Source organism: Caballeronia sp. SBC1, from assembly GCF_011493005.1.
Lineage (GTDB): Bacteria > Pseudomonadota > Gammaproteobacteria > Burkholderiales > Burkholderiaceae > Caballeronia.
In genome coordinates this window covers 1143200-1156303 of record NZ_CP049158.1, presented here as the reverse complement: position 1 = coordinate 1156303, position 13104 = coordinate 1143200, and the positions used below count along the sequence as shown (strand labels likewise).

Below are 13104 nucleotides of genomic sequence, written 5' to 3'. Positions count from 1 at the left end.
TGTTTTGTCCTGTGTCGAATAGGGCGGATCAGCAAGGCATGCTCGCGTTGCGGCGTGCGTAGCAGAACCACGTGATGGCGACGCACGTCACGTAGAAGGCGATGAATACGTACAGCGCGGGGATGGCGGAGCCCGTCATGTCGAGTGCGGTGCCGAAGGTCTTCGGGATGAAGAAGCCGCCATACGCGCCAATAGCAGCGGAGAACCCGAGCACGGCTGCGGATTCCTTGCCGGCGTTATGCAGAGCCTGACGTTGGGCCGCAGCATCGAGACCCTTGGCGAGGCGCTGATGCTCGGTCATGAAGATCACCGGAATCATGCGGAAGGTCGAACCATTGCCGATCCCCGTCAGCATGAACAGCACGATGAACATCGCGAGGAAGCCGCCGAAGTTGCCGGCGTAGCTGCCCGACACGCCAGCAGCGGGCATGAACGAGATCACGCCGAGCACGGCTGCAATCATGCCGAGGAAGGTCCAGAGCGTGACGCGTGCGCCGCCGAGATGATCGGAGATCCAGCCGCCGATCGGACGGGTCAGCGCGCCTGCGAGCGGGCCGAGGAAGGCGTAGGCGGTGGGGTTGATCGAAGGAAACTGGCTCTTGGTCAGCAGTGCGAAACCTGCGGAGAAGCCGATGAACGAACCGAACGTGCCAATATAAAGCCAGCACATCAGCCAGTTGTGCTTGCGCTTGAAGATCACGGCTTGCTCGGCGAACGAGGCCTTGGCGTCGGCAATATCGTTCATGCCAAACCACGCGGCCACCGACGCGGCCACAATAAACGGCACCCAGATGAAGCCCGCGTTCTGCAGCCAGATACCGCGTTCAACGCCATTCGCGGTGAACGTCTGGCCATCGCCCGCAAACGAAGCGAACGCGGCCGTGGCGATAACGATAGGCGTCACGAACTGCACGAGCGACACACCCAGGTTGCCAATGCCGGCGTTCAATCCTGTGGCAAGTCCTTTCTGCGCCTTGGGAAAGAAGAAGCTGATATTGGCCATCGATGAACTGAAGTTCGCGCCGCCGAAACCGCACAACAAGGCGAGCACGAGCAACGTGGAATAGCCCGTTGATGGATCGCGCAATGCGAAGCCCATGCCGATAGCCGGAATCAGCAGCGTGGCCGTGGAGAATGCGGTGAAGCGCCGTCCACCGAAGATCGGCACGAGAAACGAATAGAAGATGCGCAGCGTGGCGCCCGACAGTGCGGGCAATGCGGTCAACCAGAACAACTGGTTCTTCGTGAAGTGGAAGCCGCCTTTATCCAGGTTGACGACAACAACGCTCCATAACGACCACACCGCGAAGGCGAGCATCAGCGCTGGAATCGAGATCCACAGGTTGCGGTTGGCAATGCTTGAGCCACTTGTTTTCCAGAAAGCCGGATCTTCCGGTTCCCATTTTTTGAGGAGATAGTCGGACATGTTCTTATAGGTTGGATTGGGCAGGGGCACCCGGCAGGGCAGCATTGCCATGCGAGCGGAAAGAGAAGGTCATCCAGATGAGGCTGACGGCGGTGGCGCCGAAAAGCAGCATGAAACAAGTACTGCTCACACCCGTCACATCGGCGAGCAATCCGAACAGGATGGGCAATGCGAACCCGGCAAGGCCGCCGGCAAGGCCAACCACGCCGGATACCGCGCCGATGTTGCCGGTATATTCATCGGAGACGAACTTGAATACGGACGCCTTACCGATCGCCATTGCAATCCCTACGGTGAACATCAAGACCGTGAACACGGTGGACGAGAGGGCGATGTTGAAGCCGATCGGACCGTAGCTCGACTGAACAATGAAACCGGTGTCGGGATAGCTTAAAAAGAAGAAGCACGTAAGTACGGTCCACATCACGACCCACGTTGTTTTCTTCGCGCCGAAGCGATCGGACAACCATCCGCCAACGGCACGCAGGACACCGCCCGGCAGCGAGAAGCACGCAGCCAGCAAAGCGGCTTGTTCAATATGGAATCCATAGTGATTGACGTAGTAATGCGGCAGCCACAACGCCAGTCCTACATAACCGCCAAACACGACGGAGTAGTACTGCGAATAGCGCCATGCCCGGCGGTCTTTCATCACGCTCAACTGGCTGGCGAAGCTCGGCGGATTGGCAATACGATGGGCGGGATTCGTCGCCGACGTCATCCAGAAGAGAATGGCAGTAACGAGCATCGCGATGGCGTAGACCTTCGGCACGATCATCCAGGTGCCGGCTGTCACGATCAACACGGGTGCGACGAATTTGGTGAGCGCAGCCCCCGAATTGCCGGCCCCGAAGATGCCCATCGCGAGGCCCTGGCGCTCCTTCGGGAACCAGCGTGCCACATACGGCGTACCCACCGAAAAGCTGGCGCCAGCGAGGCCGACGAGCAGTCCGAGCGCGATGAATTGCCAGAGCTGCGTGGCGTAGGTGATCATCCAGATCGGGATGACCGTAGCGAGCATCGTCAGGAAAAAGACGATGCGTCCACCGAAGCGGTCAGTGCAAATGCCGAGCGGGACACGGGCAAGCGAGCCCGACAGAACCGGGGTGGCTGCAATCAGGCCAAATTCGGTATCGGAGAGACCCAGTTGGGTCTTGAGCGGAATACCTAGAATCGCGAACATCATCCAGATCGCGAAGCAGATGGTGAAAGCGAAGGTGCTCGACCACAGCACGCGCCAGGCGCGCGGGTCGGCGGTCGAGGCGTCGTGGACGGCTTGGCTGGCTTGTGATTTGCGTGCGGCAGTCATGGTGCTTGCCTGTCGATTGAGTTTGCGTTTAGTGGGGAATCGACTGCAAGATTAGGGACTACGCGCTGTGCCGCCCATTCGCCGTTAGGAGGGCGCGACTCCATGTCGCTCCTCCGGCGGGACTACTCCGAAAGGTGTAAAACTTGGGGGCGGCGCGTCCGGCAGGAAGCGTTCCCGCCACTGCGATGCAATGCAGCAATCCGCTTGAATAGCTTGGTTACGAGGACCAACATGGCTGAAGACGACTTGAAGATCACCGTTTCACCGCAGCAGTTTTCCATCGATGTCATGCTGGAAAAGTATGCGAAGGGTGACGAAACGCGCATTGACGATATTTACCGGCGGGTCGCGCGAGGCGTGGCGCTCGCCGAACCCGAGGCGCGCCGCAGCCAGGTCGAGACCGAATTCTTCGAGAATTTCCAGCGTGGTGCACTGGGCGCAGGCCGGATCATGAGCGCGGCCGGCACGGGTATCCAGGCAACGCTCATCAACTGCTTCGTGCAGCCGGTGGGCGACGCCATCCAGGGCGTGGACGAGAACGGTTTGCCGGGCATCTACGTCGCGTTGCTGCAGGCAGCCGAAACCATGCGGCGCGGCGGCGGCGTGGGTTACAACTTTTCCGCGATTCGTCCGAAGGGTGCACGCGTGCATTCCACGGGGTCCTCGGCGTCTGGGCCGTGTAGTTACATGGATGTATTCGACGCGTCATGCAGGACCGTTGAAAGCGCCGGGTCGCGACGCGGCGCGCAGATGGGCATTCTGGATTGCTCGCATCCTGACCTGCTTGAATTTATTGCGGCAAAGCATGTGAAGGGGCGCTGGAATAACTTCAACGTATCGGTCGCGGTGACGGACGAGTTCATGCAAGCCGTTGCTGACGATATCCCGTGGCAACTCGTGCATCGCGCCGAACCGTCACCCTCATTCAAGGCATCGGCCGATGCCCGGCAGCGTGACGATGGTCTGTGGGTTTATCGTGAAGTGCAGGCGCGGGAAGTGTGGGACACAATCATGCGCTCGACCTATGACGTCGCGGAGCCGGGGGTGGTGTTCGTATCGCGCATGAACGACGACAACAACCTGCGTGCGGTGGAGACCATTCGCGCGACCAACCCCTGCGGCGAGCAGCCGTTGCCCGCCTACGGGTGCTGCAACCTCGGGCCGTTGAACCTGACACGTTTCGTGCGTGAACCGTTCGCGCAGCGTCATGGCGGCACACCTGTATTCGACTGGGATGGCTTGGCGAAAAGCACCCGCACGCAGGTTCGTTTTCTCGACGATGTGCTCGACGTAACTCTCTGGCCGCTACCCGAGCAAGACCAGGAAGCGCAGGCGAAGCGGCGCATAGGCGTGGGTTTTACCGGGCTCGGCGACGCGCTTGTCATGCTCGGCGTGCGCTACAACTCGCAGGAAGGCCGCGACTTCGCGACACGCGTGGCGCGGACCATGCGCGACGAGGCGTATCGCGCTTCGGTGGAGCTGGCTCGCGAGCGAGGTCCGTTCCCGCTGTTCGATGCAGAAAAGTACCTTGAAACAGGCACTTTTGCGTCGCGTCTGCCGGATGACATCAAGGCGGAGATTCATCGCGACGGCATTCGCAACAGTCACCTGCTTTCCATTGCGCCAACCGGCACCGTGAGCCTGGCGTTCGCTGACAATGCGTCGAACGGCATTGAGCCGGCGTTCTCGTGGACTTATCAGCGCACCAAGCGCATGGCGGACGGCAGCCGGCAATCGTTCGCGGTGGAAGATCATGCGTACCGCTTGTATCGCGAACTGGGCGGCGACGTGAAGGCGTTGCCGGAGTACTTCGTGAGCGCACTCGATATGTCCGCGAACGATCACCTCGAAATGATGGCGGCGGTGCAGCCTTTCGTCGATACATCGATCTCGAAGACGGTTAACGTACCGGCCGATTATCCGTTCGATGCGTTCAAGGATCTCTACTTCGACGCCTGGCGCCGGGGCCTTAAGGGGCTGGCCACCTACCGGCCGAACGACACGCTGGGCGCGGTGCTATCGGTGACGCCCGAAACACCCGTGATCGTTGCGTCCGATCCATCGGATGCGGCGGACGCCGAGGTTCAATTGGACCCGTTGCGCATTGCTATCGATCATCGTCCGCGCGGCGAGTTGCCGGCGATCATCGAGAAAGTCGAGTACCTCACGCAGGCCGGCAAGAAGTCGCTGTATGTAGCGGTGTCGTTCATGGAGATCACCGGGCGGCTCGGCGGTGAAGATGTCACTATCGAGCGGCCCATCGAGTTCTTCATACCAACAGGGCAGCGCGACGAATCGCAGCAGTGGATCACGGCGACCATGCGGTCGTTGTCACTGGCGGCGCGAGGTGGTTTTGTCGCGCGCAATCTGCAGGATATGCGCAAGGTATCGTGGGATCGGGGACAGGTGCGGCTAGGCGACGTCGAGCGTCCGGGTGGCCACAAGTCACCGCGCTGGCACGATTCGGAAGTTGCGGCGCTGGCCTATGCGATCCAGCAGATCCTGCATCGGCGAGGTTTCCTCGATATCGAGGGCGGTCAAGTGCCGTCGCGGCTGCTTGCGCAGCGCCGGCATGAGAGCGCTCAGGCGGGGCTTGTATCGGCATCATCTGATTTCGATTCCGGCGATGACGACATCACTGCGGTTGTGGAGGACAACGCCGATGCGGCCAACCCGCATGCGCTACTGCCCATTCCCGGCCGCAAGTGCCCGACTTGCGGTGCCAACGCAATGATTCGCAGGGACGGTTGCGACTTCTGTACGGCGTGCGGCGAAGTGGGCGCGTGCGGTTGACGCATGCGTACCTGATCGCTTTCACCTGCGATCAGGCACTCAGCTGGTCTTCCGCACGCTCACATTCAACCTGTTGATTGCCTCTGGCGCGGACTTGATAGTCCGCGCTGTCCGAGCGCTGAATCGTTCAACCTGCCGCAGAATCTGCCCGCTCCGACGCCTGACGTTCGCGCATTGCTTCCGGCCGGTACGGTTGCCATTGCGGTGCTTCGGGAAGCCAGTCGTCCAGCGCGGAGAAGTCTTCAAGGATTACTGATTCATTCATGATGGACTCCTTGATTTACTGGACGTTGGCGTTGCCGCTTTGTGTCACCGATCCGTTCGCGAATTCCACGACCGAACGGTTGCGTTGTTCTGCCGCTGCCGCGTCGCGTGCACGTTGTTCGTGCTGCTCGGCAATGGCAATCCCCGCCATGCTGCGCTCAGGGTACGTGTTGCGGTTCAGCGCGGGCAGCGTGCCGTTTGCATAGGAGGCGGCCAGCTCCGCGCGGACTTGCGCGCGAGTCATCGTGCTTTGGCTGGTCATCGCGGTTTGATATGTGCCTGCGTGACCAATGCCGCCGTCAGCGAATGCGGTGGTGGAAACAATGGCTGAGATAGCGGAAAGCGAGAGTGTTGCGATAGCGGTTTTCATGCGTACGGCTCCTGTCGGTTCATCCGGTAAGCATCGAACGGAGTCAATGCAATCGGACTGATAGCGGGGCAGCGCGCGTTGGTCTAACCAATGAAAGGGAATGACATCGACGAATCAACGAGCCGCGCTGCGACAGGACAAAATGTAGTCAAGCAGGCGCCGCGGATAAATGACTGTTAAGCGAAAAGATTAATCGCACCAGGCGAATAATCGCAAAGGCCCTTATAGAAAGGGCTTTTGCGACGAAACCAGTATTAGCGCAAGGGACTTAAGCCCTTACCCGCGAGAGGGTCGGAAAGGGCTTAAGGGGCTTAAGGGGCTTAAGAGAGACCAGAGCCTCAAGCAAAACTAAACTACTACCTCAGCGGTGCCGGCAACATCCGGCGTCCCGTGTTTGACGATCGATTTCGCTGGCGTGGCCGTCGGCAGACAGCGTTGCTCGGCGTCTTCCTGTCCGGAAAGCAGAGGACACCGTTCAAATAACTCAGCCGCCCAGTCGACAAAAACCCGCACCTTGGGCGACAAATGCCGGTTGTGCGGATAAACCACCGAAATAGGCATGGGCAACGGTTTCCACTGCGGCAAAACCTCGACCAGTTCACCGGAGCGCAAATGCGGAAGCGCCATGAAGCGCGGTATCTGGACGATTCCGACTCCTTTGACGCCGCACGCGATATAAGCCTCGGCGTCATTTACGGCAATCTTCCCGCGCATTTTCACGTCGACGGATTTGCCATCGACGACAAAATCCATATCCATCACGCGGCCGGTGCGGCTGGAGAAATAATTCACGGCCGTGTGCTGCTGCAAGTCCTCGATGGCATGCGGCACGCCATGAAGCTCAAGATATTCCGGACTTGCTGCGGTCAGGCCCTGAAACACGCCGATCCGCCGTGCGACAAGGCTGGAATCCTGCAGCGTTCCCACGCGAATAACGCAATCGACGCCTTCCTGAATCAGGTCGACCGGTTTGTCGCCGAAACCGATCATCAACTCGATGTCCGGATAACGCGTATGAAATTCACAAAGCTGGGGCATGACGATCATGCGCCCGATCGACCCCGGCATATCGATCCGCAATTTACCGCGCGGACCCTTGCCCGTATTGGCGAAGGAACTCTCGGTCTCCTCAATGTCCGCGAGAATCCGCACGCAGCGCTCGTAGTACGCGGCGCCGTCGGGCGTCAGGTTCAGGCGTCGTGTCGTGCGTTGCAGGAGACGCACGTTGAGGAACGCTTCGAGGTTCTGAATGATCGTTGTTACCGAGGCGCGCGGCATGTCCAGCGTGTCTGCTGCGCGTGAAAAACTATTGGTGTCTACGACTCTTGTAAACACCTGCATAGCTTGTAGCCGGTCCATTTTTCTCTCACCGTCAATGCTTTGCAGCGTCCGGAATAAGGATGCCGCTCAGACAGGAATGGGCAGTTTCAATCGCGATTGTTCGGTGCGACCGAATTGTGTTGCCGGATTATAGGCATTTATTTCAAATGTCGTTGCCCCCAGAATTCGTTCCATCGCAACTCGGGTGGGATGGCGCGGACGCGCTGAAAATAACCATGGCATCGACGCTGGATCTGGGCCTCTGCATAGAGGATGTTCGAATCGCGGGACATGCGCAACCCATAACCTTGCGCAGTTATCGACCCGCCTCGGACGGCACTGTCCTGCCGGTCGTGCTCTATTTTCATGGCGGCGGTTTTGTGCGCGGCTCGCTGGATGACGCCGACGTTACGGCCAGCACCATCGCCCGGGATACGGCAGCGTGGGTCATCTCGGTGGGCTACTCACTGGCACCGGCTTTCCCGTTTCCTGCGGCTCCCGAGGATGCTTATCGGGCGGCGCAATGGGCGGTTGCGAACGCTCGTGCGCAAAGGGCGGATGCAAACCGCATCGGGGTCGCCGGCCACGATGCGGGCGGCAACCTGGCCACGTGTCTCGCGGCCATCGCGCGGGATCGCGGCGACATCGTGATCCTGGCGCAAGCGCTGCTCGCGCCGTTGCTCGACCCAAGCATGACGCGCATGGCCGACGAGAACAAGGTGCGCTCGCCGGACATCGGCGTGACGGAGTGCGCGCAGTGTTATCGCGCGTACTTGCCGAACGCTTCACAACGGCTTCACCCGTATGCGGCGCCGTTGGAATCGCGGCGTCTTGCCGGTCTGCCGCCTGCGCTGATCGCTAGTGCCCAGCATGACCTGTTGCATATCGAGGCAGAGAAATATGCGGGCGAACTGATCGCCGCGGGCGTGCCGACGGAAGTCACGCGGCACGTCAATGCATCGCATAACGCGCTTGCAGCGGACCCGGCCGCACTCGCCGACGTGGTGGCGTTCTTCAAGAAACGGCTTCGTGCGCGGACGCTTGCGCCGCTTGGCGACACTCTAAAAATTCAAACAATCTCAACGACTTAATCGGAGCAACGCATGTCCATCACTCGCAAACGTCTTACCGTCGCGCTAGGCGCCGCGCTGGTCGTCGCAGGCATCGGAACATTCACTGCCATGCATGGTTTCGGCCGCGGCGATCTGCCGGTGAACGGTGCTGAAGCCGCGATCAAGCCGTCGGCGCCCGCCATGGAAGTGGATGTCGCCACGGTGGTCTCGAAAACCATCACCGACTACCAGAACTATTCGGGCCGCCTGGAAGCGGTCGACAAGGTCGAGATCCGGCCGCTCGTACCGGGGACTATCGTTGCGGTGCATTTTGCCGATGGCGCGCTGGTGAAGAAGGGAGATCCGCTCTTTACCATCGACCCGCGGCCGTACGTGGCGCAAGTCGATCAAGCCGCGGCGCAACTCGCGGCGGCACAGGCTCGCAACGGTTATACATCGACCGATGCCGCGCGTGCGGAGCGTTTGCTGGCGGATAACGCCATCGCCAAGCGTGACTACGACGAGAAGCAGAACGCTTCGCATGAAGCCGCGGCGAACCTGAAGGCGGCGCAAGCGGCGCTTGAGACGGCGAAGATCAACCTGACGTACACGCAGATAGTGGCGCCGGTGTCGGGCCGGGTGTCGCGTGCGGAAATGACGGTGGGCAACATTGTGTCTACGGGTTCCAGCGCGCCGCTGCTCACCACGCTGGTGTCCGTGTCGCCGATCTACGCATCGTTTGACGTCGATGAACAAACCTACCTGCGTTATCTCAGCCGCGACTCGCGCGCAAGCGTGCCGGTCTCGCTCGGCCTCGCGAATGAAGAGGGTTTCTCGCGCGAAGGCAAGGTTGCGTCTGTCGATAACCAGCTCGATACGGGCTCCGGCACGATCCGCGTGCGGGCACGTTTCGATAACGCCGATGGTTCGCTGGTGCCGGGTCTCTATGCGCGCATCAAGGTAGGCGGCGGCACGCCTCATCCGGCTGTGTTGATTGACGATGCCGCTATTGGGACCGACCAGGACAAGAAGTTCGTGATGGTGGTCGACCCGGACAACCGGGTGCAATACCGCGAAGTCACGCTCGGCACGCTCAGCGATGGGCTGCGCGTGATCACCAAGGGCTTGCAGCCGGGCGAGCGGATCGTGGTGAACGGGCTGCAGCGCGTGCGTCCGAACGATGTGGTGAAGGCGAATTCCGTAGCAATGGCGAGTGCGTCGCCGGCCAGCAAAGACGCTTCATAAGACGCGCTCTATAAGACGCTTAACGGCGGCTCCTCGTGTGCGTAGTACGTGACCGGTTCGTTCCTCGCGGGACGGACCGGCCGGTGGTTACGCACGCGCAGCCTCTCATGCAGATAAAGAAAACGTCATGAACATTTCCAAGTTTTTCATCGACCGCCCGATCTTCGCGGGTGTGCTATCGGTGCTCCTCCTGCTCGCCGGCATCATCGCCATGTTCAAGCTGCCGATCTCCGAATATCCGGAAGTCGTGCCGCCGTCCGTGGTCGTGCATGCGCAGTATCCGGGCGCAAATCCGAAAGTGATCGCCGAAACGGTGGCGTCGCCACTGGAAGAGCAGATCAACGGCGTGGAAGACATGCTGTACATGCAGTCGCAAGCCAACAGCGACGGCAACCTGACCATCACGGTGACGTTCAAACTCGGCACGGACCCGGACAAGGCGCAGGAGCTGGTGCAAAACCGCGTGTCGCAAGCGCTGCCGCGCCTGCCGGAAGATGTGACGCGGCTAGGCGTGACGACCATCAAGTCGTCGCCGACGCTCACCATGGTGGTTCACCTGAACTCGCCGAATAACCGCTACGACATGACGTATCTGCGCAACTATGCGCTGATCAACGTGAAGGACCGGCTCGAGCGGATCCAGGGCGTGGGCGAGGTTCAGTTGTGGGGTTCAGGCGATTACTCCATGCGCATCTGGCTCGACCCGCAAAAGGTCGCGCAACGCGGCATGACGGCAACTGATGTAGTTAACGCTATCCGCGAGCAGAACGTGCAGGTGGCAGCGGGGGTGATCGGTGCATCGCCGACTTCATCAAACGTGCCGTTGCAACTCAACGTGAACGCACAAGGCCGCTTGCAGACTGAAGCGGAGTTCCGGGACATCGTGCTCAAGACCTCGCCTGACGGTGCGGTCACGTATCTGCGCGACGTGGCGCGGGTCGAACTCGCGGCATCGGAATATGGCTTGCGTTCGCTGCTCGACAACAAGTCGGCGGTCGCCATGGCGATCAACCAGCAACCGGGTGCAAATTCGCTGCAGATCTCCGATCAGGTCCGCCAGACCATGAAGGAATTGAAGGCGGACATGCCGGCGGGCGTCGACTATCAAATTGTCTATGACCCGACGCAGTTCGTACGCTCCAGTATTGAAGCGGTGATCCATACGCTGATCGAAGCGATTGCGCTGGTCGTGCTGGTGGTGATCGTGTTCTTGCAAACCTGGCGCGCGTCGATCATTCCGTTGCTGGCCGTGCCGGTGTCGATCATCGGTACGTTCTCGCTGTTGCTGGCGTTCGGTTTCTCGATCAACGCGCTGTCATTGTTCGGCATGGTGCTGGCAATCGGGATCGTGGTGGACGATGCGATCGTGGTGGTGGAGAACGTCGAACGGAATATCGAGGCGGGGTTGTCCGCGCGAGAGGCGACTTATCAGGCCATGCGCGAAGTGAGCGGGCCGATTATTGCCATTGCACTGACGCTGACCGCCGTGTTCGTGCCGCTCGCGTTCATGTCGGGTCTCACGGGTCAGTTCTACAAGCAGTTCGCGATGACCATCGCCATCTCGACGGTGATCTCGGCGTTTAACTCGCTGACCTTGTCGCCGGCTTTGGCAGCTTTGTTGCTGAAGGGCCATAACGAACCAAAGGACTGGCTGACGCGCGGCATGGATCGTGTGTTCGGGGGCTTCTTCCGCCAGTTCAACAAGGTCTTCAAACGTGGTTCGGAGAACTACGGGAAAGGCGTGACGGGCGTCATCAACCGCAAGGCGCTGATGATGGGCGTGTATGTCGTGCTGTTGTGCGGCGCTGTGCTGATGAGCAAGGTCGTGCCCGGTGGATTCGTGCCGGCGCAGGACAAGGAGTATCTGATCAGCTTTGCGCAGTTGCCCAATGGCGCGTCGCTCGATCGCACCGAGGCGGTGATTCGCCAGATGACGGACATTGCGAGAAAGACGCCGGGCGTTCAAAGCGCGGTGGAGTTTCCGGGCTTGTCGGTGAACGGTTTCACGAATTCGTCGAGTGCGGGCATTGTGTTCGTGACGCTGAAGCCGTTCAGCGAGCGCAAGGGCGCAGCACTCTCGGCGGGTGCCATTGCGGGCTCGTTGAATCAGAAATACGCGGCGATCAAGGGTTCGTTCATTGCCGTGTTCCCGCCGCCGCCGGTGCTCGGGCTGGGGACGCTGGGCGGTTTCAAGCTACAACTGGAGGACCGCGGCGCGCTGGGTTACGCCGCACTGAACGACGCTACGCAGGCCTTCATCAAGCGTGCATCGCAGGCGCCTGAGCTGGGCCCGACGTTCTCCAGCTATCAGATCAACGTGCCGCAACTGAACGTGGATCTGGACCGCGTGAAAGCGAAGCAACTGGGTGTCTCCGTCACCGATGTATTCAGCACGATGCAGGTGTATCTGGGTTCGCTGTATGTGAACGACTTCAACCGCTTCGGCCGTGTGTACCAGGTTCGGGTGCAGGCGGATGCGCCGTTCCGGTCGAGCTCGGATGACATCGGCTTGCTCAAGACGCGCAACGCGAATGGCGAGATGGTGCCGCTGTCGTCGCTCGTCAAGGTGACGCCGACCTATGGTCCCGAGATGGTGGTGCGCTACAACGGCTATACCGCTGCCGACATCAACGGCGGTCCGGCTCCGGGTTATTCGTCGGGCCAGGCGCAGGCTGCGGTGGAACGCATTGCGGCTGAAACGCTGCCGCGTGGCATCAAGTTCGAATGGACCGACCTGACGTATCAGCAGATCCTCGCGGGCAATGCGGCCATGTGGGTGTTCCCGATCAGCGTGCTGCTCGTGTTCCTCGTGCTGGCTGCGCTGTACGAAAGCCTGACGCTGCCGCTCGCCGTGATCCTGATCGTGCCGATGAGCATTCTTTCTGCGCTGGTCGGTGTATGGCTCACGAAGGGCGACAACAACATCTTCACGCAGATCGGCTTGATGGTGCTGGTGGGCTTGTCGGCGAAGAACGCCATCCTGATCGTGGAATTTGCGCGAGAGCTGGAAATGCAGGGACGTTCGATTGTGCAAGCGGCTATTGAGGCCAGCCGTCTGCGTCTGCGGCCAATCCTGATGACCTCCATCGCTTTCATCATGGGCGTGGTGCCGCTCGTGCTCTCGTCGGGCGCGGGTTCGGAAATGCGCCATGCAATGGGCGTGGCGGTGTTCTTCGGCATGCTCGGCGTGACGCTGTTCGGCCTGATGCTCACGCCAGTGTTTTATGTGCTGTTGAGAAAGCTGGCTGGCGGCGAACATCTCGTCGACAAGCATGGCCACAATCCGCACATAAGCGGTGTCAATGCAACGCTCGAAGCATGAGAG

General features: G+C 60.4%; 9 protein-coding genes. 4 read left to right on the top strand and 5 right to left on the bottom strand.

What is annotated here, in order from left to right; genetic code table 11:
* Nucleotides 1-28: 28 nt before the first annotated feature.
* A complete protein-coding gene (locus SBC1_RS32015) occupies nucleotides 29-1426 on the bottom strand; it encodes a NarK family nitrate/nitrite MFS transporter (RefSeq protein WP_165104339.1) in 1398 nt (465 codons plus the stop codon).
* A gap of 4 nt (nucleotides 1427-1430) precedes the next feature.
* On the bottom strand, nucleotides 1431-2735 hold the full coding sequence (locus SBC1_RS32010; RefSeq protein ID WP_165104338.1) for a nitrate/nitrite transporter: 1305 nt from the start codon (nucleotides 2733-2735) through the stop codon (nucleotides 1431-1433).
* 231 nt (nucleotides 2736-2966) lie between these two features.
* Between SBC1_RS32010 and SBC1_RS32005 the strand changes: the two genes are divergently transcribed.
* Nucleotides 2967-5528 carry an adenosylcobalamin-dependent ribonucleoside-diphosphate reductase gene (locus SBC1_RS32005; RefSeq protein ID WP_165104337.1) on the top strand — a complete coding sequence of 854 codons (2562 nt, stop codon included), beginning with the start codon at nucleotides 2967-2969 and terminating at the stop codon, nucleotides 5526-5528.
* A gap of 127 nt (nucleotides 5529-5655) precedes the next feature.
* On the opposite strand, the gene SBC1_RS32000 is transcribed toward SBC1_RS32005, so the two are convergent.
* The 3 genes from SBC1_RS32000 to SBC1_RS31990 form a co-directional block, all read right to left on the bottom strand.
* Nucleotides 5656-5793, bottom strand: coding sequence for a hypothetical protein (locus SBC1_RS32000; protein WP_165104336.1), 138 nt, complete (start codon nucleotides 5791-5793; stop codon nucleotides 5656-5658).
* A gap of 15 nt (nucleotides 5794-5808) precedes the next feature.
* Nucleotides 5809-6162 (bottom strand): DUF4148 domain-containing protein, encoded by a 354-nt coding sequence (locus SBC1_RS31995; RefSeq protein WP_165104335.1) that lies wholly within the window; start codon nucleotides 6160-6162, stop codon nucleotides 5809-5811.
* 348 nt (nucleotides 6163-6510) lie between these two features.
* A complete protein-coding gene (locus SBC1_RS31990; protein ID WP_165104334.1) occupies nucleotides 6511-7521 on the bottom strand; it encodes a LysR family transcriptional regulator in 1011 nt (336 codons plus the stop codon).
* 197 nt (nucleotides 7522-7718) lie between these two features.
* Here SBC1_RS31990 and SBC1_RS31985 point away from each other — a divergent pair, with 197 nt between their 5' ends.
* From SBC1_RS31985 to SBC1_RS31975, 3 genes are all read left to right on the top strand, one after another.
* Nucleotides 7719-8573, top strand: a complete 855-nt coding sequence (locus tag SBC1_RS31985; protein WP_206366161.1) for an alpha/beta hydrolase fold domain-containing protein — start codon at nucleotides 7719-7721, stop codon at nucleotides 8571-8573.
* 12 nt (nucleotides 8574-8585) lie between these two features.
* On the top strand, nucleotides 8586-9779 hold the full coding sequence (locus SBC1_RS31980) for an efflux RND transporter periplasmic adaptor subunit (protein WP_165104332.1): 1194 nt from the start codon (nucleotides 8586-8588) through the stop codon (nucleotides 9777-9779).
* A gap of 127 nt (nucleotides 9780-9906) precedes the next feature.
* Nucleotides 9907-13101 carry an efflux RND transporter permease subunit gene (locus tag SBC1_RS31975; RefSeq protein WP_165104331.1) on the top strand — a complete coding sequence of 1065 codons (3195 nt, stop codon included), beginning with the start codon at nucleotides 9907-9909 and terminating at the stop codon, nucleotides 13099-13101.
* Nucleotides 13102-13104: the final 3 nt, after the last annotated feature.

Excerpts from the sequence above, each read along its gene's own strand:
- SBC1_RS31995 (WP_165104335.1), bottom strand. The coding sequence starts at position 6,162 with ATGAAAACCGCTATCGCAACACTCTCGCTTTCCGCTATCTCAGCCATT.
- SBC1_RS32005 (WP_165104337.1), top strand. The coding sequence starts at position 2,967 with ATGGCTGAAGACGACTTGAAGATCACCGTTTCACCGCAGCAGTTTTCC.
- SBC1_RS31980 (WP_165104332.1), top strand. The coding sequence starts at position 8,586 with ATGTCCATCACTCGCAAACGTCTTACCGTCGCGCTAGGCGCCGCGCTG.
- SBC1_RS32000 (WP_165104336.1), bottom strand. The coding sequence starts at position 5,793 with ATGAATGAATCAGTAATCCTTGAAGACTTCTCCGCGCTGGACGACTGG.
- SBC1_RS31990 (WP_165104334.1), bottom strand. The coding sequence starts at position 7,521 with ATGGACCGGCTACAAGCTATGCAGGTGTTTACAAGAGTCGTAGACACC.
- SBC1_RS31975 (WP_165104331.1), top strand. The coding sequence starts at position 9,907 with ATGAACATTTCCAAGTTTTTCATCGACCGCCCGATCTTCGCGGGTGTG.
- SBC1_RS32010 (WP_165104338.1), bottom strand. The coding sequence starts at position 2,735 with ATGACTGCCGCACGCAAATCACAAGCCAGCCAAGCCGTCCACGACGCC.
- SBC1_RS32015 (WP_165104339.1), bottom strand. The coding sequence starts at position 1,426 with ATGTCCGACTATCTCCTCAAAAAATGGGAACCGGAAGATCCGGCTTTC.
- SBC1_RS31985 (WP_206366161.1), top strand. The coding sequence starts at position 7,719 with ATGGCATCGACGCTGGATCTGGGCCTCTGCATAGAGGATGTTCGAATC.